This is a genomic window from Saccharothrix sp. NRRL B-16314, from assembly GCF_000716595.1.
In the GTDB taxonomy this organism is placed as follows: domain Bacteria; phylum Actinomycetota; class Actinomycetes; order Mycobacteriales; family Pseudonocardiaceae; genus Actinosynnema.
Genome location: NZ_JNXC01000037.1, coordinates 125,460 through 142,976, shown reverse-complemented (window position 1 = coordinate 142,976; position 17,517 = coordinate 125,460). Strand labels below are relative to the sequence as shown.

Annotated in this window: 18 protein-coding genes and 1 rRNA gene; 6 read left to right on the top strand and 13 right to left on the bottom strand. The window is 69.3% G+C overall.

The genetic code is table 11. The features are described from left to right. Positions 1 to 80: ribosomal RNA gene (gene rrf / locus OQ02_RS47305) — 5S ribosomal RNA — on the top strand; the annotation flags it as partial. 219 nt (positions 81 to 299) lie between these two features. Continuing rightward, positions 300 to 440: a hypothetical protein gene (locus OQ02_RS44380; protein WP_156077489.1), complete on the top strand. Its 141-nt coding sequence runs from the start codon at positions 300 to 302 to the stop codon at positions 438 to 440. Between the two features lie 17 nt (positions 441 to 457). Here OQ02_RS44380 and OQ02_RS34385 read toward each other — a convergent pair whose 3' ends face one another. Further along, a complete protein-coding gene (locus tag OQ02_RS34385; protein WP_033442814.1) occupies positions 458 to 790 on the bottom strand; it encodes a nucleotide pyrophosphohydrolase in 333 nt (110 codons plus the stop codon). Then, on the bottom strand, positions 787 to 1,698 hold the full coding sequence (locus tag OQ02_RS34380; RefSeq protein ID WP_033442813.1) for an AraC family transcriptional regulator: 912 nt from the start codon (positions 1,696 to 1,698) through the stop codon (positions 787 to 789). The genes OQ02_RS34385 and OQ02_RS34380 overlap by 4 nt, the downstream gene beginning before the upstream one ends. Before the next feature lie 71 nt (positions 1,699 to 1,769). On the opposite strand from OQ02_RS34380, the gene OQ02_RS34375 reads away from it, so the two are divergent. After that, a complete protein-coding gene (locus OQ02_RS34375) occupies positions 1,770 to 2,570 on the top strand; it encodes an NAD(P)H-binding protein (protein ID WP_033442812.1) in 801 nt (266 codons plus the stop codon). Here the strand turns inward: OQ02_RS34375 and OQ02_RS34370 are convergent. From OQ02_RS34370 to OQ02_RS34360, 3 genes are read right to left on the bottom strand one after another with little or no spacing between them, the layout of a single operon-like run. Beyond that, positions 2,537 to 3,199, bottom strand: a complete 663-nt coding sequence (locus OQ02_RS34370; RefSeq protein ID WP_051773141.1) for a class I SAM-dependent methyltransferase — start codon at positions 3,197 to 3,199, stop codon at positions 2,537 to 2,539. The genes OQ02_RS34375 and OQ02_RS34370 overlap by 34 nt on opposite strands. A 2-nt stretch (positions 3,200 to 3,201) precedes the next feature. Continuing rightward, positions 3,202 to 4,218: an XRE family transcriptional regulator gene (locus OQ02_RS34365; RefSeq protein WP_033442811.1), complete on the bottom strand. Its 1,017-nt coding sequence runs from the start codon at positions 4,216 to 4,218 to the stop codon at positions 3,202 to 3,204. A gap of 23 nt (positions 4,219 to 4,241) precedes the next feature. After that, complete coding sequence (locus tag OQ02_RS34360; RefSeq protein ID WP_156077488.1) at positions 4,242 to 4,877, bottom strand: hypothetical protein; 636 nt, start codon at positions 4,875 to 4,877, stop codon at positions 4,242 to 4,244. Positions 4,878 to 4,998: 121 nt separating this feature from the next. On the opposite strand from OQ02_RS34360, the gene OQ02_RS34355 reads away from it, so the two are divergent. Both OQ02_RS34355 and OQ02_RS34350 read left to right on the top strand, forming a co-directional pair. Next, positions 4,999 to 5,802 (top strand): alpha/beta fold hydrolase, encoded by an 804-nt coding sequence (locus tag OQ02_RS34355; protein WP_033442809.1) that lies wholly within the window; start codon positions 4,999 to 5,001, stop codon positions 5,800 to 5,802. Next, positions 5,802 to 7,019 (top strand): PP2C family protein-serine/threonine phosphatase, encoded by a 1,218-nt coding sequence (locus OQ02_RS34350; RefSeq protein WP_033442808.1) that lies wholly within the window; start codon positions 5,802 to 5,804, stop codon positions 7,017 to 7,019. Before OQ02_RS34355 ends, OQ02_RS34350 begins: the two co-directional genes overlap by 1 nt. Positions 7,020 to 7,056: 37 nt before the next feature. Here the strand turns inward: OQ02_RS34350 and OQ02_RS34345 are convergent, their stop codons facing one another. The 3 genes from OQ02_RS34345 to OQ02_RS34335 all read right to left on the bottom strand — a co-directional run bounded on the left by OQ02_RS34345 (position 7,057) and on the right by OQ02_RS34335 (position 10,888). Continuing rightward, positions 7,057 to 7,425, bottom strand: a complete 369-nt coding sequence (locus tag OQ02_RS34345; protein ID WP_051773140.1) for a peptidase inhibitor family I36 protein — start codon at positions 7,423 to 7,425, stop codon at positions 7,057 to 7,059. A gap of 66 nt (positions 7,426 to 7,491) precedes the next feature. Beyond that, a complete protein-coding gene (locus OQ02_RS34340) occupies positions 7,492 to 8,346 on the bottom strand; it encodes a DUF72 domain-containing protein (protein WP_156077487.1) in 855 nt (284 codons plus the stop codon). Between the two features lie 88 nt (positions 8,347 to 8,434). After that, on the bottom strand, positions 8,435 to 10,888 hold the full coding sequence (locus OQ02_RS34335) for a hypothetical protein (RefSeq protein ID WP_033442807.1): 2,454 nt from the start codon (positions 10,886 to 10,888) through the stop codon (positions 8,435 to 8,437). Positions 10,889 to 11,123: 235 nt separating this feature from the next. Between OQ02_RS34335 and OQ02_RS34330 the strand changes: the two genes are divergently transcribed. Further along, the gene (locus OQ02_RS34330; protein WP_033442844.1) at positions 11,124 to 11,861 is read left to right on the top strand and encodes an arylamine N-acetyltransferase family protein; all 738 of its coding nucleotides are present in this window, start codon (positions 11,124 to 11,126) and stop codon (positions 11,859 to 11,861) included. Here the strand turns inward: OQ02_RS34330 and OQ02_RS34325 are convergent. The 5 genes from OQ02_RS34325 to OQ02_RS41615 all read right to left on the bottom strand — a co-directional run bounded on the left by OQ02_RS34325 (position 11,854) and on the right by OQ02_RS41615 (position 17,470). Then, complete coding sequence (locus OQ02_RS34325) at positions 11,854 to 12,579, bottom strand: DUF72 domain-containing protein (protein ID WP_033442843.1); 726 nt, start codon at positions 12,577 to 12,579, stop codon at positions 11,854 to 11,856. The two genes, OQ02_RS34330 and OQ02_RS34325, sit on opposite strands and share 8 nt — an antisense overlap. A 63-nt stretch (positions 12,580 to 12,642) precedes the next feature. Further along, positions 12,643 to 13,044 (bottom strand): hypothetical protein, encoded by a 402-nt coding sequence (locus OQ02_RS34320; protein ID WP_231500342.1) that lies wholly within the window; start codon positions 13,042 to 13,044, stop codon positions 12,643 to 12,645. Between the two features lie 289 nt (positions 13,045 to 13,333). Beyond that, positions 13,334 to 15,181, bottom strand: coding sequence for a DUF2075 domain-containing protein (locus OQ02_RS34315; RefSeq protein ID WP_051773145.1), 1,848 nt, complete (start codon positions 15,179 to 15,181; stop codon positions 13,334 to 13,336). Positions 15,182 to 15,647: 466 nt separating this feature from the next. After that, positions 15,648 to 16,037, bottom strand: coding sequence for a hypothetical protein (locus tag OQ02_RS34310; protein WP_033442804.1), 390 nt, complete (start codon positions 16,035 to 16,037; stop codon positions 15,648 to 15,650). Between the two features lie 407 nt (positions 16,038 to 16,444). After that, on the bottom strand, positions 16,445 to 17,470 hold the full coding sequence (locus OQ02_RS41615; RefSeq protein WP_156077486.1) for a hypothetical protein: 1,026 nt from the start codon (positions 17,468 to 17,470) through the stop codon (positions 16,445 to 16,447). Positions 17,471 to 17,517 lie beyond the last annotated feature (47 nt).

Here is a 17,517-nt window from a genome sequence, read left to right as displayed (position 1 = left end):
TTCCGAACCCGGTAGTTAAGCCTTCCAGCGCCGATGGTACTGCACTCGTGAGGGTGTGGGAGAGTAGGACGCCGCCGAACAATTTTTCGCCTTCAGGGGTGCTCGTTGATCGAGTGCCCCTGAAGGCTTTTTTGCGTTCGGCGCACGATTCCAGGTGATGAGGAACCATCACGTTCTGCCGGCGCCGGCCGCTATCCGGGCGACGCACCTGGTGCGAGTGGGTGATCTGCGACTTCGCCCCCTTGATCCGTCCTTACCGTTGCGACATGGGAAGCGGTGGGTGGGCAGGGGAGGCTTCGATGCCGTGGCGAGCGCGCAGACGAAGAGGCAGGCACGAATCCGCCCACCTCCCGTCGTCACCTGCGCCGATGTGGGCTCCGGCCCTGCTCGGCCTGGTCGTCTTCGTAGCCCTGGTCCTGCTGCTGCTGACCTACGTCTGACGTCGGCGTCCGACGGCTCATTCGACGGGCTTCAGGTCGCCGGTCGGGAAACGCCGTTCGTTCCGCTCGATCTTGGCGAACGCGGCCTCGATCAGGTCGACGTCGAGCTTGTCGGCCAGGCGCACCAGGTAGTGCATGACGTCGGCGAGCTCGTCCCGCACGTTCCAGGCCAGCTCGGGGTCGTCCATCGCGTGCGCGGCCTCTTCGGGCGTGAGCCACTGGAACAGGTCGGTCAGCTCGCCGACCTCCCCGGACAACGCCATGACGAGGTTCTTCGGCGTGTGGTACTCGTCCCAGTCGCGCGCGGCGGCGAATCGGCGGAGGGCGTCACGCAGGTCTTCCAGGTTCATGCCCGCAGAGCTACCACACGGTGGTCGCTCGGCCGCACGCCCCGTACCCGTTTGAACGCCGTGCTGAACGCGAACCCGTCCGCGTAACCGACGGCCCGTGCCACCGAGCTGACGGTGGCGTCGGGTTGGGTGAGCAGGTCCGCGGCGACGTCCATGCGCCATTCGGTCAGGTAGGTCAGCGGCGGCACGCCGACCAACGTCGTGAACCGCCGCGCAAGCGCCGCCCGTGACACCCCAGCGCGCGCTGCGAGCTCCGCGACGGTCCAAGCGCGCTCTGGTTCGTCGTGCATGGCGCGGAGGGCGGGGCCGACGGTCTCGTCGCCCAACGCCCGGTACCAGGCGGGCGTGTTGCTGTCGGGCCGGTCGAACCACTCGCGCAGCACGTAGACCAGCAGGAGGTCCAGGAGCCGGTCGAGGATGACGTCCTGGCCGGCCTGGTCCTTGGGGATCTCGGTGGCCAGCACGTCCAGCGTGGGGCAGTGCTCGTCCCCGCACGGCACGACGAACGCCCTCGGCAGGGCGTTGAGGAGCCGGTCGGACACACCGCGCTCGACCGCGTAGCTGCCGGTGATCACCAGCGCGTCCTGGTCGGCGCCGAAGCCGTAGGTGCGGGTGTCGACCAGCCACTGCTCGCAGTCCGGTCCGTCCAGGTCGATCTGCGGCGGCGTGGACGGGTCGTCGGCCAGCACGAACCGCATCGGTCCGCGGATCACGCCGAAGTCACCTGGTCGCAGGAGGACGCTGGTGCCGTCCTCGACGAGCAGCCACGTGTCGCCGCGGACGGCGGTGACGAGGGTGAGAGGCGCCGTCGCCGTGAACGCCAGCGACCACGGCGGTGAGGCGAACGAGCGGCACAGGTCGGCGCGCTGCGCGTGCACGCCGCGCAGGAGAGTCGTGAGAGCGTCCACGTAGACGATTGAACATGCATCGCGGACGGTGAACCATGTTCCGTCCAGCACGATCTTGATTGTCTGATGGCATGACAATTCTGGTTATCGGAGCCACCGGCAAGACCGGCCGGCGCGTCACGTCCGCCCTCGACGCCCTCGGCGTCGCCTACCGTCCCGTGTCCCGGCACACGGAGATCCGTTTCGACTGGACGGACCAGTCCACTTGGGCGGCTGCGCTGGACGGCGTCACGGCGGCCTACCTCGTGCCGGTCGGCAGCAACATCGACGCCGAGGAGGTGGCCGCGTTCGTGCCGCAGGCGGTGGCGGCGGGGGTGCGGCGGCTCGTCCTGCTCACGGCGCGTGGGTTGCCCGATGGCGACGGTCGTGAGCGTGCGGTCCGGGAGTCCGGCGTGGAGTGGACGATCCTGCGGCCGACGTGGTTCGCGCACAACTTCAGCGAGGACTTCTTCCTCCAGCAGGTGCTGGAGGGCGAGATCGTGCTGCCGGTCGGGGGCGACGGCGGGCACCCGTTCATCCACGCGCAGGACATCGCCGACGTGGCGGTGGCGGCGTTGACGCAAGAGGGGCACTCAGGTGTGACGTACGAGCTGTCCGGGCCGCGGGCGTTGTCGTTCGGCGAGGTGGTGGCGCAGATCGGCGACGTGTCGGGTCGGTCGGTCCGGCTGGTGGACGTGCCCGTGGCCGACTACATCGGGGCGCTGATGGAAAGCGGTTTCGACTCGGTGTACGCGGAGGTGCTGACGCTGTCGTTGACCGCGATGCGCGACGGGCACGACGACGCCCTGTCCGACGGCGTGCCGTCCGTGCTCGGGCGCGACGGCCGGTCGTTCGAGGACTACGTCAAGGAGGCGGCGGACGCCTGGGCCTGAGCGAGCCGGGTCTGGGCCAGGACGAACAGGTGTTCCTCGTCGGGCTGGCCCTCGCGGTCGGGGGAGAAGACGGTGCTGCGGGTTTCGAGCACCGTCATGCCGGCCCGGGTGACGCGGTCGAGCAGGTCGGGTGTGGCGAAGCTGGTGAGGCGGACGGTGTGGCCGAGGAACGGGACTTCGAGGCCTTCGACGTCCAGCGGCACGGTCACCATCGCCAGCAGCCCACCCGGCTTCAGCCACCGGCCGATCTTGACCAGCACGGTGGTGACCTCGTCACGGGTCATCTGGAGGAACGGGAAGAACGCGCACACCGCGTCCCAGCCGGCGTTCTCCGTCTCCCAGTCGCGGACGTCGGCGTGGACGAACCGGGCTCGTGGCACCTGGTGGCGGGCGATGTCGATCATGGTGGCCGACACGTCGACCCCGACGACGTCGTGCCCGGCGGCGGCGAGGTCTTCCGCCACCGGCCGACCCGTGCCGCTGCCGACGTCGAGGACCCTGGCGTGGTCCGGTAGGCGTTCGAGGAGCGACCGCACCGCTTCGTCGACGGCCGGAGGGCGCCCGAACGCGTCCTCGTAGCCCTGGCCGACGGCGTCGAACAGCTCGGCGGCGGTGAGGGGGCGGTCCACGGTTACCTCCGGACGAGGGTGAGGTGCGGGGTGGCCGGGTGGCTGCGGTCGCCTTGGCCGGGCAGCGCGGTGAGGACCAGGCCGAACACGAGGCCGTTCAGCTCCTCGACGTCGAGCAGGAGTTCACGGGCGATGGCGTGCGGGGTGGTGCCCTGGGCGCGCAGGGTGCGGAAGACCTTGGTGAGCACCTGGGACGTCTCGCGGTGGGCCATGCCGGTGGTGCGGCGGGCCAGTTGCGCGCAGACGGTCGTGTACTGGGGGCTCGTGAGCAGGCCGAGGTCGCGGAGGCGGTGCGCGAGGGTGAGCGGGGAGACGTGCCAGGTGGTGCTGAGCGCGACGACCTGTTCGGTGAGCGCGCCGCGCGGGACGGTGGCCAGCACCCCCGCGCGGGGCAGCAGGAACGCGGTGGCGAACGTTTGCGCGTCGCCGGTTCGGATGAGGTGGCCGAGTTCGCGGGCCGTGTCGAAGCGGGCCTGGTCGGGGGTGGCCGTCGGGTCCAGGAACACGTACGGGGTGCCGTCGTGGCGCAGCGAGAACGGGCCCGCGGCGGCGCAGTCCTGGGGCAGCGAGAAGACGCGGACGCCGTGCGCTTCGAGCAGGTGGACCATGTTCGGCGCCGGGCGGTGCGGGAGGCCCCAGCGGGCGCGGACCATCTCGGCGGCCGTGTCCGGGTCGGGGTGGTCCCACGTCGGGACGTCCGGCTCGGGGAACGTGAAGGCGCCGGCCAGCCACGCGTCGAAGCCGATGGCCAGGCGGGCGGCGCTGATCGCGGCGTCCCGTTGCCGTTTGGGCGCCGGTCTGGTGACGACGTCGATCTCCGGCACGTCGTCGGCTTCCAGGAAGCCCGCGGGGAAGCCGAGGGCCTCGGTGAGCCTGGCCGTGGTGGCCGGTTGCGGGTGGCGGCGGCCGTGCTCGTAGTCGCCGATGCTCGCCGGGCTCGTGCCCGCCTTGCGCGCCAACTCCACCGCGGTCAGACCGCGACGGGCGCGGGCCAGGGCGAGGCGGGAGGGCGTGAGCATGATCGCGCCATTCTCGCACCTTCCTAGCGGCGCAGCGTGACGGTGACGTCGATGTCGTCGGGGCCTTCCGCGCCGCGGGGGGCGGGCAGTGGGCCGAACACCAAGGGCGGCAACGTGATCCGGTGCGCCCACCGGTCCACGACCTGCCCCTGCGGCGTCGGCTCCGGCTGCGCCACCTCGCGCAGGACGACCAGCCGTTCACCCTCCTGGTGGGGGTAGGTGACCAGGAACCACAGCTTCCACTCGTGGGTGTGGAGCGAGTCGAAGAGCGTGAACTGGTCCGTGTCGTTGCCCCGCATCATGGCGGCGATGGCCGGGCCCTTGGCGTAGTCGCTGCGCAGGGGAGCGCCGGGTGTGCCGGTGTGGCGGTTGCCCTGGAGGGTGCCCAGGACGACCGGTCTGGTGGGGTGCTGGACGAGCCCGGCGTTCCACTTGTCGACCCTGGTCCAGCCCTCCGCGACGAGGACTTCGCGCAGCCTGCCGACGCGGTGGATCCAGTCCAGCAGCCCCGCGCCGTTGGTCGGCCCCAGCGGCGGCGCGGACGCACGGGCGTCCACCCCGGCCCAGATGGCCTCGTCCAGGTGGTCGATCCGCAGCCCCAGGTCGGCCAGCTGCGCGTGGTGGTCGTCGGTCAGCTCCGCGGCGTTCGACATCCTCATGTTTGGCACGCTAACCGCGACGTCCGACAATCTGTGTCGACGCGAGTCGGCGCGGGGGGCTGCGCGCATGGAGGAGTGGGCGGCTGGGTACCACTGTCATCCGAGCGAGACGGGATGGGGCATGGATGCACTGAGCAGGAACAACGTGGTCGTGGTCGGACACCACGACGGTCCGGTGGTGGTCCTCGCGCACGGTTTCGGGTGTGACCAGAACATGTGGCGGCTGGTCGTGCCCGCGTTGGCGGAGAAGTGCCGGGTCGTGCTGTTCGACCACGTCGGGGCGGGGCAGTCGGACCTCTCCTCGTGGGACGCGCAGCGGTACTCGACGCTCGACGGGTACGCCTCGGACGTGCTCGACCTCAGCCGTGAGCTGGACCTCCGCGACGCCGTGTTCGTGGGGCACTCGGTGTCCGCGATGATCGGGGTCCTGGCAGTGGCCGCCGACCCGACGCGGTTCGGCAGGCTCGTGCTGGTCACGCCGTCACCCCGGTACGTCGACGACGGCGACTACCGGGGCGGGTTCAGCGCCGCGGACATCGACGAGCTGCTCGACTCGCTGGAGAGCAACTACCTCGGGTGGTCGGCGACGATGGCGCCGGTCATCATGGGTAATCCGGACCGTCCGGAACTCGGCACCGAGCTGACCAACAGCTTCTGCCGCACGGACCCGGAGGTGGCGAGGGTGTTCGCGCGCACGACGTTCCTGTCCGACAACCGGGCGGATCTGGCACGGGTGACCGTGCCGACGCTCATCCTGGAGTGCGCGCACGACGTGATCGCGCCCCCGGAGGTCGGCGCGTACGTCCACGCCCACATCCCCGGCAGCACTCGGGTCACGCTCGACGCCACGGGCCACTGCCCGCAGCTCAGCGCCCCGGAGGCCACGGCGGAGGCGATCCTGCGGTTCGTCCTGGACCAGCGGTGATGTGCGAGACCTGGAACTCTTCGGACAACGACAACGAGATGTTCTCGGCCCTCTTGGAGGACAGCGCGGAAGACCTGTACGAGAACGCGCCGTGCGGCTACCTGTCGACGTTGCTGGACGGGAAGATCGCGAAGGTGAACGGCACGCTGCTGCGCTGGCTGGGGTACGCGCGCGCGGACCTGGTCGGGCGGCGGCGGTTCAGCGACCTGCTCAGCGTCGGCGGCAAGCTCTACCACGAGACGCACCTCTCGCCGTTGCTGCGGATGCAGGGCGAGGTCCGCGGGGTGGCCCTGGAGGTCGTCGCCGCCGACGGCACCCGGATGCCGGTGCTGGTGAACTGCACGGTCAAGACCACCGAGGACGGCGAGCCGCTGCTGATCCGCACGACGGTGTTCGACGCTCGCGACCGCCGTGCGTACGAGCAGGAGCTGCTGCGCGCACGGCAGAAGGCCGAGGGGGAGCGCGACGAGATCCGGCGGCTCGCCATCACCCTCCAGCGCACCCTGCTGCCGCCGGTGCTGCCCGACGTGCCGGGCATGGAGATCGCCGCGCACTACCACCACGCGTCGCCGTTCGAGGTGGGCGGCGACTTCTACGACGTGTTCCCGCTGGCGGACGGCAGGTGGGGCTTGTTCCTCGGTGACGTGTGCGGGAAGGGCGCGGGCGCCGCGGCGGTGACCTCGCTGACGCGGTACACGCTGCGGTCGGCCGCCGTGTACGACCCGGACCCGACCGCCGTGCTCACCAACCTCAACACCGTGCTCAACCAGGAGCGCGACGACGGGCCGCTGCGGTTCTGCACGGTCACGTTCGGGGTGCTGGAGGTGGAGGCGGACGGCTGCACGCTCACCCTCGCCGCCGGCGGCCACCCGCCCGGCCTGCTGCTGCGCGCGGACGGCACGGTTGAGTACGTGGAGACCCCGGGCGGTCAGCTCATCGGCATCCTGCCCGACGCGCGCGTGGTCACCACCACCGTCCGCCTGTCCGGCGGGGACACGTTCGCGCTGTACTCGGACGGCGTGGTCGAGGCGCGGACCGGCGACACCCGTTACAGCGAAGAGGCGTTGCTCGAGTTCGCGGGCACCATCGCCCCGACCTCCGCGGCGGGCGTCGTGGAGGCGTTCGTCGGGCTGCTGGCCAGGCTCGGCGAAGGGGTCGAGGACGACACCGCCGTGCTCGCGCTGGGCGTTCCGCAGTCACCCCATCGGGACCTCTGACCCGGCCTCGGGATGCACGAGCTGCCCGGACGGTCGCTCAGCGCTCCCAGACCTGGACGGCGCGGACCACGAAGGGGGCGTCGGGCACGTACGTCCCACGGCCCGGGTAGGTGGTGAACTCGGCCTCGGTCGAGCACGTCGCGCCCTGGAAGACGGAGGCGTCCCTGGTCAGGTGGTTGACGAAGGAACGCGCCACGAAGCCGCCCGGCAGCGGGATGCACTCGTTCGGGTTCGCGGACTCCAGGTCGAGGCGGTGGACCTGGCCGGTGTAGTCGGCGCCCGCCCACACGCAGAGCTCGCCGCGGTCGCACGCCGGGTCGGGCGGTTGCTGCGCCACCGCTGTGCCGCTGGACGCCAGGGCGCCGGTGGTGAGTGCCAGGGCGGTCACCAGGCTGCGGGTCGTCATTCGGGCCACCTCCACCCGTCCAGCGTCCGCGTTCCGGCGCCGGTGCGGGGTGACACCGGCCGCGGTTCACCTGATTGTGCGGGCACGTCCGGTTTTCGGCAGGGCGAACCCCAGGCGTTCGGCGAGGCGGATCGCGTCGCGCGGGGCGGCTGCGTCCGTGTCGTTGTCGAAGTAGGCGTACACGTCGTGGTCCACCGCCCAGCCGCCGATCTTGGCGGCCCACCCGTCCAACTCGGCGTCGGTGTAGCTGCCCATGTACAGCGCGCTGCTGCCGTGCAGCCGGACGTAGGCGAAGTCGGTCGTGACGCCCTCCAGGTAGGGGAAGGCGCCCGCCGAGTGCGAGACGACGAGGGCGATGGAGTGCGCGCGGAGGAGGTCGTGGAAGTCCGGGTCGGCGTACGTCGGGTGGCGGACCTCCAGGGCGTGCCGCAGCGGGCGGTCGGCGTCGGTGACGGTCCAGGTGCGGTCCGGGGGCAGCCGGTCGTCGTGCTGCTCGGCCAGCTCGGCGGCGGCCGACGTGGTGCGGGGGAGGAGGTCGAAGAACCGGGCCAGGCGGTCCCGGTCGTAGGCCGGCTTGGCCGGCAGCTGCCAGAGGAACGGCCCCAGCTTGGGGCCCAACGCCAGCACCCCCGAGGCGAAGAAGTTCGCCAGCGGCGTCTCCACGTCGCGCAGCTGCTTCATGTGGGTGATGAACCGGCTGCCCTTGACCGCGAAGACGAAGTCCTCCGGTGTCTGCGCCGCCCACGCCCGGTAGCTCGACGGGCGTTGCAGCGAGTAGAACGAGCCGTTCAGCTCGACGGACGTCATGAGCCCGGAGAGGTGCTCCAGCTCCCGCCGCTGCACCAGCCCTTTGGGGTAGAACGCGCCGCGCCACGTCGGGTAGACCCAGCCCGACGTCCCGATGCGCACCTCGCCCACCATGTCCCAGCGGTACCCACATGAGCTCCGGCGTACTCCGCGCACCCGGTGTGACGCCGCCCGGACGAGGCCCCTCCGCCGTCGAGCGGGGTCACGACGGTTCGATGATGTGCACGCGGCCCTCCCCGACACCGGAGACGTTGGGCTTGAGGCCGTCGTAGTTGAACTCCTGGTCCCGCAGGCAGGCGAGGACCTGGGAGACGTCCCAGTCGGGAACCTGCGTGGTGTAGTGGTGGGCGTTAGCAATCGCCTGGGCGGCCATCCCGAACGCGTTGGAACCCGCGATCGACTCGCTCTGCTCGGCCGTACCGGCCAGACCCGTCACCCACACGTCCACCCACGGGTAGTCGGCCAGGACACCCGATCCCGCCACGACCACCCCGCCCGGCCCCGAGATCACCCGGATCGGTCGATCCACGCGCTCGTTGCACGCCTTCAGGTTCGCACCGATCGAGAGCAGCTTGAGCAACTGGTCGCCGCGGTTCGCGATGACCGGCACGACGGTGTCCGCCTCCTCGCACAGCCGCTTCACGTCCTCGTTCTTCAGCGTGGGCTCCGCAGCGCCGTTCTTCGCCGGGACCTCTTTCGCCACAACGTCCTTCTCCTCCGAGCCGATGTCCCGGGCGTTCAGCTCGTTGCGCAATTCGTCGCTGAAGTAGGTGTCGTCGGGGTCGTAGACCACGGCAGAGCCCTGTACCCCTGGCTGGGCTTTCACCCATTTCGCGATTTCCTCGGCGAACGCCGCGTTGAACGGGGACGAGAGGAACATGTTGGGGGTGCTGGTCATCCCGCTGCCGTACATCGCGGCGCCGATCACCGGGATGCCGCTGAGGCTGCCCACGGCGTCCAGCGCGAGCGGCCTGCTCTGGGAGATGCCGATGACAGCGGCCAGTTCGCCGCGCCCGGCCCGCTTGCGCGCCGCGATCCGCTCGGCCACCCACCGCCCGTCCGTGAACCGGTCGCCGCTGTTGGCGAGCACCAGCTTCACCGGCACCTTGCCGTCGTCGCTGTCGGCCAGGTGGTTGTGCTCCTTCTGCTTGCCCACCACGCCTTGCAGCTGCCAGATCGCGTTGGGCGGGGCGGTGCTCTCCGCTTGGTCGGCCCGGGTCAGCGGGGCGAAGAAGATCACGGTCCGGTAGTAGCGCGGGTTGCCCTGCCGATCCTTGAGCTTGTCCACGGCGCTGTTGTTCTCGACGGCCTGGCGTTCGAGGGTGGCGAGGTCCGGCACGCGCTTGTTCGTGACGACCCTGCCGCTGACGAAGCTGCACCCCTCCTCGATGACACCGACGCGCTCACCCGAGGCGTTGATCTTCGTGTCGGAGCAGCCGCCCAGCAGGTACTGGTACGCGCCGAAGCCCACCACGCCGGCCAGCAGCATGACCACGACAGCCAACGGCACGACCGCGGACAGGCCCGGTGCCTGCGGCACGACGCGGACGTGCGACTGGATCCAGGTCCTGACGGCGGGGTTCACCTCGGCGGTCTTCTCACCCGCGACCGGTAACCGGACCGCCAGGTACGGCGGCTCCGGCAGCGCGGTCCGCTCGCCGTTGACGAACCGGTCCAGGATGCGCGCCGCGTCCGGCACGTCGTGCGTCGCGAGGGCCACGCGGGCCGTGTGCTCGTGACCCAGCGTGCCCACGATCAACAACGGGGCGGGGTCGAGTTCCTTCATCTGCTCGGCGAACTGGTCGAGCAGGGCCGCGGTGAGCGGCCGGCTGCCGTCCAGCAGCAGGACCGGCGTCCAACGGCGACGGCGACGGCGCGGTGACAGTCGGCCGGGCCGGGTCAAGTCGGACAGGTCTTCGAGGATCGCCGCGACCAAGACCTGGCGACGCAGGTTGTCGAGGCCATCCTGACCCAGGCCGCCCACGGGCAGCAGTGACAACGCCTGAGAGGCGAAGTCACCGGCGTCGCCCGTCGCGCGCTTCACCCGGTCGCGGAGCCACCGCGTCGAGCCGCCGTTGAGCCTGCGCGTGAACAGCCACCTGAGCGGACCGCCCAGGATCGCGGTGAGCAACGTGCCGACCAGTTGGACCGGGAACTCCGCCTCGCTCATCCCGCGGGCCCAGCTCAGCAGGGCGTTGCGGCTCTCCCACCGCTGGTACAGCAGGGTGAGGAGCTTGTTCCGCTGCGTCGCCCTGGACGCGGCGCCGATCTCCGAACCGACTTCGAGGACCGCGTGGACCAGGTCGAACCGGCGGGTTTTCCAGTTCCTTCCCGCGTTGCGGGGAATGCGGCCCTTCAACTTCTGCACGAGCAGGTCGAGCAGTGCCGCATACGCCGGCAAACCGCTCGCCGTGGCCGAATCGACGAGTTCTTGGTCCGCGTACGCGTGCGGCACTTTCGGCGTGTCCGCGTGCGGTGCGACACCATTGTTGTCGGAACCGGACAACCGGGCTTCAAGAGCGTCGAGGAATCCGGTGTTCACCGTCGCATCGGTCGACGTCGCCACGACCACCAGGGAAGGCAGCCTGGGCTTGGCGCACGTCACGTCGTCGAGCAGGGAGACCAACTTGTCCATGCCGTCGACCGGTGGGAGCATCCGAACCTCCGGAGAACCATTGCGCCACGTGTTGTGAGTTATCGATCACGAAGATGCCCATGTTACGGGTCTTTCCTGTGCGAGAAGCCGAAACCGGGTCGGTCCGCAATAATGCGGTTGTATTGTCGTGCGCGGCCCTATTCGCCCTTTCGGGCGTATCCTCCCTAATTGATCATCAATGGAACGGTGGCGGGGGACTTGACCTCCACAGCACTGGAGGGTGCAAGTTGTGGACATGGACGACCGGACACTCGACGCCTACCTGACCCGGATCGGTGCCACGCGCACCAGCACCCTCACCGAGCTGCACGAGCTGCACCTCGCCGCCGTTCCGTTCGAGAACCTGAGCATCCACCTCGGCGAGCCGATCGTGCTCGACGAGGACCTGCTCGTGGACAAGATCGTCAACCGGCGGCGCGGCGGTTTCTGCTACGAGCTCAACGGGGCGTTCGCGGCGTTGCTCACCGCGCTGGGCCACGACGTGCAGCTGTTGTCCGCCAAGGTGTTCAACGACGGCGCCTACGGCCCGCCGTTCGACCACTTGGCGTTGCGCGTGGGTGATCTGCTGGTGGACGTCGGCTTCGGCCGGTTCACCCTGCGACCGTTGGACATCGTCAGCCGGGAGGCGCAGCACGATCCCGCCGGGGTGTTCCGGCTGGTCGACACGCCGGAGGGTGACGTGGACGTGCTCTGCGACGACGTCCCCCAGTACCGCCTCGAACTGCGTCCGCGCGCGTTGGAGGAGTTCCGCGCGACGTGCTGGTACCAGCAGACGTCGCCGGTCTCGCCGTTCCTGCGCGGCGCGACGTGCTCGCTGCCCACGTCGACCGGGCGGATCACCATCGCGGGCAACAAGCTGATCACCACGACGGGCGACGAGAAGGTGGCCGAGGAGTTGGACGACGACGCGCTGCTCGTCGCCTACGCCAAGCACTTCGGCGTCGTGCTGGACCGCGTGCCCCGGCTCAGTTGAGCCGTGACGCCAGCGCGACAGCGTCGTGCGGCGCCGCGCCGCGCATGGTGTTGTCGAAGTACACGAACACATCCCGGTCGACCGACCACTCGCGGATCTCCGCGGCCCAGCGGTCGAGGGCCTGGTCGGAGTACTCGCTGACGTACAACTCGTGGTCGCCGTGCAGCCGCACGTAGACGAAGTCGGTGGTGAGGGACGTCGGTTGCGGCCACCGGCCCGCGGACTCGGCGACCACGAGGGCAACCCCGGCCGACGTCAGCTGGTCCACCAGGTCGGGGTTGTCCCAGCCGGGGTGCCGGATCTCCAGCGCGTGCCGCACGGGCGGGCCGGGTAACAGCTCCAGGAACGCCGCCAGCCTGTCGGGTCGCCACGGGAGGTTCGGCGGCAGCTGCCACAGGATCGGGCCGAGCTTGTGGCCCAGGTCGAGGACACCGGAGGCGAAGAAGTCGGACAGGTCCTCGCGAACGTCGCGTAATCGCTTGGTGTGGGTGATCTCGCGGTGCCCCTTCACGGCGAACACGAAGTCGTCGGGTGTGCGCTCGAACCACGACTTGTAGTCCGTCGGCTTGCGGAGCCCGTAGAACGAACCGTTGATCTCCACCGTGTCGAGCCGTCGGGACAGGAACTGCAGTTCGAGGCGTTGCTGTAACCCGCGAGGGTAGAAATCGCAGCGCCACTCGGGATAGAGCCAGCCCGATGTGCCGATTTTGATACCCACGGTGACGAAAGTGCCCGTCCGGGTGACCTCCGAAACGTTCTTGGTCACCTCGCTCGGCGAGCCCTAGAACCCCGCGCCGTCCAACGCCCCCGTCACCACCCGCTCCACCTGTGCCTGTTGGGGGTCGCGGGCCAACGCCTCGGTGCACGGGCAGTGCGCCAAGTCGTTGCCGCACAGGTAAACCCCGAGCACCCGCAGGCTGCGCGCCGTCTGCCGCAACCGTGCCGCTCCCCTCAGCCGGACGTGCCCGTAGACCGCTTTCGCGAGCTGGTAGGGCGCTCCGGGACCGAGGTCGACGCACGCCTGGCTGTCCAGCTGCTCCGCGACGTGCGCGATCGGCCGGCAACCGCACGCCCGTGCCGATCGCAGCAGCCGTTGGTCGAGCTTCGCCACCAGCCGCCGGCCCACCTCGTCCCGCCAATCCCGGTCCGCGCGCAGGAATGCCGCCAACTCGTCCAACCGCACAGGATCCGGCCGCGGCCGGGCGCGTGCTCTTCGCCGATGTGAGGTCATGCCCCCAAGATCGGGTGTGCCAAACCGTTGTGAGCACCCCTCACCCGCCTGCGCGGTGAAAGCACTCGCGTGCACCAACGGCCCGGACGCGCAGAGACACCACCCAGCCCGCGCGCGTGAACGTTTGCGCGGTGCGTCGGCCCGGCAACGTCAGCCGGACAACGTCGGCTGAGGCACCGCACCGGGGCGAACTCGTGCTGCAGAGCGCCGACCTGACCTGGCGGGCGCAGGTCGGCGGCGATCAGGCCGCCATCTTCTCCAGGTATTCCTGAGTCTCCGGGTCGGTCGAGTAGACGCAGACACCACGCATCCCGCGAGTGAGCAGCACCTTGTAGGTGTTCCTGATCAAGTCGTGGAAGTTCGCGTTCTTGGCCTTCTTCACCGCCGGGTCGTGGGAGCACTCACGACGAGCCACCCAGCGGTCATCCCGCCGGACGAAGTCGGGACCGAAGATCACGCCCGCCCAGTCGTACTCGAAGCCCTGCGCCGTGTACACGCAACCGACCTGGCCGAAGCCACGCTCGTCGCTCGCCCAGTAGTGCGATTCGGGTACGCCGGGGACCCGTTTGTCCGCCTTCGCGTTCCACGGGCGACGCCACTCGCCGATCTGAACGTCCGGCACGAGGACCTTTGTGTCGTTCACCGTGGTCGGGTCGCTCCACTTCCAGCAGTACCCGGCGGCGACGCGCGCTGTGCCGCCGAACCGCGCCTGCTGTGCCAGCAGCCAATCCTCGACCTCGGCCGGCGTGGAGGCGGCGCGCACGACGAAGTCCTCGTCGTCGCGCGTCACGATGTCCGACCAGGCGGTCGCCGGGCGTCGGCCGATGTCCAGCAGACCTGCTCCCCACGCGTCGAAGAACTCCGAGCCGCCACACCGGTACTGGCCCGCCAGGTGCACGATCTCCACCTTGCACCCGAGCGCGAGGGCCGCGTCCGCGATCTCCTGCTCCGAGCCCATCTCACCGGGACGGACCACCTGGTGCTCGTCCAACAGGAAGACCGGCACCGACGCCGCGTCGATCAACTCGGTCACCTGGCGGCGTGCCCGTTGCCGTGCTTCGGCCTTGGTGTACCGGTTGACGCTGGTCTCGCGAACGCGGTGCGCCTCGTCGCAGATCAACACGTCCAAGCCGCGTGGCTCGGCATCCATGAAGTCGTTGAAGTACTTGAACATGCTTCGCACCCGGGGCGCGCCTTTGCCGGCGACCTTGCGCATCGTGTTCGTGAACGCGCTGGAGCCGGTGGCGTGGAAGACCCGGCGGTTCAACCGTGCCAGCTCGCCGAGCAGGCTCAGCGCGATGACGCTCTTGCCCGAGCCCGGACCACCGAGCACGATCACCACGGTCTGCGTCCGATTGGTCCGCGCGCGTTCGACAGCCTGCATGACGGAGCTGTAGGCGACCTGTTGCTCGTCGATCAGCACGAACTGCTCGCGTACCTGGATCTCCCGAGCAGCCAGTTCGAGCAGCGGCTTCGACGGGCCGTGCCTCGCGTTCAGCAGGTCCTCGGCGGCTCGGCCGGCCGCGTCCCTGGTCGCAGGGTCGGGGTCGAGCAGTGACTTGAGGCGGTCGGTCATCCGCGTCCGGGTGTCCATCGTGAAGAGGCGGCCGTGGTCGTCCATCTCGTACCGGGTCAATCCCCAGACACCGGACTCCAGCGCGTTGTGCAGGTACGCGAGGCCGTGGACCGAGCCGGGCTGTTCGGCCAGCGAGGGCGTCGAGTCGATCAGGTACTCGCAGTACCGGCGTACCTGCTCCACGGGGTGCAACACCGGCTCCGCGTACTGCGGCACCTGCACCAGGTCACCATCCAAGAGTTCGGCACGCGACCACTGTTTCAGCTCCACCAGCACGTAGGACGGCGTCCCGTGTCGCGGATGTGTGCCGCACAGGATCACGTCGACCCGTTTCGGGCTGTGCGGGAGTTTGTGCTCCAGCAGCACTTCGACGTGCCCGAGGCCGGCCTCGACCACGTCGGTCAGGAACGCGGGCAGGCTGTTCTGCCACGACCGCACCTCGGCCCTGCCGACGCCCGACTCGAACTGAATGCGGGCCTGTTCCTCCAGCACGGTATGCAGCCGATCGGCCATGTCGAGCAAGTTCTGCGCATTGCGGCGCACAAGAGCCACCGGTTGATCCCCCACCTGAGCACGCGGAATACACGTGCGGGTGGGGGCAACGACGGGATCAACCCGGTGCCCGGCGGGCCGCAGGGGAGAGGTTAGCGCGCGGGCACGCCGGTTGGCGCACCGACAGGAACCGCATCGTTCCGATTACCCGATTTCGTCGTCGACCGAGGTTGGAAGTCGCCACCCGATCAGCCGACTTCCACTTGCACTTGATCTTGCTCAGCACTTCGCCGCGTTCTTCGTCCGTGCCCACGTCCGCTTCGACGTGCCACCCTTACAGCCGATCAGGGTGAAGGACGGGGGTGCACCCTGAGCCAGTGACGACGAAGCGGCTCGGCTCCGGTAGGCACAGCCGATCGGCCGCGTCGGACCGCGAGGATCGCCACATCTCAACGATGATGTCCGAACGGAGTCGGATCGACGGGTCCTACACGCGTTGTCTGGCGTCAGTCAGGTCGGACAGCGCCGAGGCGGGCGTGGCGTTGGCCCTGTGACCGGTCCACGTCCGCCCAGCTTCACCGGAGGGGCGCGGAGGGTCGCTGCCCAGCAGCACATCCCGGACGGCGCGGCTCAGCTCCGGGGAGGCGCCACCCAGCCCGGGGGTGTGCCAGCGGGCCTTGCCCCCACCGGTTGCCTCCTCCACGAAGCAGCGGCGACGCTTCCAGCCGATCCAGCCGACTTTCCAGCTGCGCCCGCCCGACAGCAGCAGGCGATAGCCTTCGATCTTCTCCGTCAGCAGAGCCGGATCCGGGCGCCCAATCGCGCACCGGCCGTGCAGGACGGGGAACTGCAGCGGTGCGGTGAACATCTCGGTCATGTCCCTGAAGTGCCTGCGGGCCTCACGTCCCTGTCCCACGCGTTGCCTTCTTCGGTTGACAAGAAACGGCGCGCGGAGCGGGCCTTCGCCGAGGCCTGCGACTGCGTGATCGTCTCCACGAGCACGTTGGAGTTGGGGTCGACGTAGGCGACCTGGACCGGGTCATCCAGGTCAACGAGCCCCGCTCGGTGGTGCCTTTCCGGCAACGTCTCGAAAGCATCGGCAGGCAGGATAGGCGGCCGGCTGTGGGCAGAGGATTGGCTTGGGTGGCACCGTTCGACCGCACTGCCGAGCCGATCCTGCGCTACCTCGTGGACAACGGTTTCCTCGATCGGGACGGCGACATGCTGTTCATCGGTCCCAAAGGCGGAACAGCGCTTCGGGCGCTTCGAGAGCGACGGCCCTGTTCAGCGGCAGTGCCAGACCAGACGCATGTACCGGCGGCGATCGTTGGGCGCGTCTTCCGCGGTGAACAGGCCATCGGCGGTTCGGTAGACGCAGTCGATCCCTAACCGGTGCAGCAGAGCGAGGCCGTCGGTGCCGGGGCGCTCGGGAAAGAGAGCCACCAGCCGAGTAACCGGCTCTGGGCTGTCCACCGCGTAGTCGAGCAGTTGAGCGACAGCCTCCCTCACCTTTGCGTGGGTGGCCAGACTCTTTGCCTCGATCACCACGACGTCTGCGTCGTCGCGGTAGAACAGATCGGCCCGCTTGCCACTCGGCGTGACGAAGCTATGCATCTCGACGTCGGAGCGGAAAGCCCGGTAGTGGGCGACCAACCGAGCCTCGACCCGCTCGTACGCGGTTTGCCGCTCCGCGATCCGGTGCCAGACTACGTCCACGTGGGTTCGTTCGACGGGGATCACGCGGGTGTCCAGACCAACCAGGTCGGCGGTGGCGTTCAGCCTGGCGCTCAGTTCCGCTTCCACGGTGCCCGGGCTGATGCCGAATGCGCTGATCAGGCGTGACGATCGGGGTTCCTCGACGACGCGTTGCCCGTACACGTAGTCACCGGTGTTGAATCCGTCGATGCCCCAGAGGTCGGTGATCGGGTAATCGGTGATCCGGACGTTGAGAACGCTGTACACGTTAGTGAAGCTCGAATCGTTGGCGTGTTGGTTCCAGAGAAGGTCGGCCAAGGGTTCGTTGCGGAACAGGTGTCCGATCTCCCCGGTGGCCTTGATCTTCTTCTCGCCGACGAACAGCACGACGCCGCCGGCTCGTAGTCGTTCCATGGGCCTGTCGTGACGGGGGATCGCACCCCAGAAGCGCGCCTCACCGGAAGGGTGCAACTCTTCCAGCCGGGCCAGATCGGCCGCGGACAGGAGTGAGCGGTATGGCTCCTGTGTAAAGGCGATGGAACCAACGAGCGTTTCGTGGAAGCGCTTCCTGGTGTCGGGGTTGCCGTAGCATGGTGCAAGAAGAGCGAGCGTCATGGACGGTTCCCCACCTGTCGTCACCTGATCGTGTGGGGTTGACCTTA

What these genes read in the sequence shown, in the direction of transcription:
- OQ02_RS44380 (WP_156077489.1), top strand. Translation starts at nt 300, where the DNA reads ATGCCGTGGCGAGCGCGCAGACGAAGAGGCAGGCACGAATCCGCCCAC.
- OQ02_RS34385 (WP_033442814.1), bottom strand. Translation starts at nt 790, where the DNA reads ATGAACCTGGAAGACCTGCGTGACGCCCTCCGCCGATTCGCCGCCGCG.
- OQ02_RS34375 (WP_033442812.1), top strand. Translation starts at nt 1,770, where the DNA reads ATGACAATTCTGGTTATCGGAGCCACCGGCAAGACCGGCCGGCGCGTC.
- OQ02_RS34365 (WP_033442811.1), bottom strand. Translation starts at nt 4,218, where the DNA reads ATGCTCACGCCCTCCCGCCTCGCCCTGGCCCGCGCCCGTCGCGGTCTG.
- OQ02_RS34360 (WP_156077488.1), bottom strand. Translation starts at nt 4,877, where the DNA reads ATGAGGATGTCGAACGCCGCGGAGCTGACCGACGACCACCACGCGCAG.
- OQ02_RS34355 (WP_033442809.1), top strand. Translation starts at nt 4,999, where the DNA reads ATGGATGCACTGAGCAGGAACAACGTGGTCGTGGTCGGACACCACGAC.
- OQ02_RS34350 (WP_033442808.1), top strand. Translation starts at nt 5,802, where the DNA reads ATGTGCGAGACCTGGAACTCTTCGGACAACGACAACGAGATGTTCTCG.
- OQ02_RS34345 (WP_051773140.1), bottom strand. Translation starts at nt 7,425, where the DNA reads ATGACGACCCGCAGCCTGGTGACCGCCCTGGCACTCACCACCGGCGCC.
- OQ02_RS34340 (WP_156077487.1), bottom strand. Translation starts at nt 8,346, where the DNA reads ATGGTGGGCGAGGTGCGCATCGGGACGTCGGGCTGGGTCTACCCGACG.
- OQ02_RS34335 (WP_033442807.1), bottom strand. Translation starts at nt 10,888, where the DNA reads ATGCTCCCACCGGTCGACGGCATGGACAAGTTGGTCTCCCTGCTCGAC.
- OQ02_RS34330 (WP_033442844.1), top strand. Translation starts at nt 11,124, where the DNA reads ATGGACGACCGGACACTCGACGCCTACCTGACCCGGATCGGTGCCACG.
- OQ02_RS34315 (WP_051773145.1), bottom strand. Translation starts at nt 15,181, where the DNA reads ATGGCCGATCGGCTGCATACCGTGCTGGAGGAACAGGCCCGCATTCAG.
- OQ02_RS34310 (WP_033442804.1), bottom strand. Translation starts at nt 16,037, where the DNA reads ATGACCGAGATGTTCACCGCACCGCTGCAGTTCCCCGTCCTGCACGGC.
- OQ02_RS41615 (WP_156077486.1), bottom strand. Translation starts at nt 17,470, where the DNA reads ATGACGCTCGCTCTTCTTGCACCATGCTACGGCAACCCCGACACCAGG.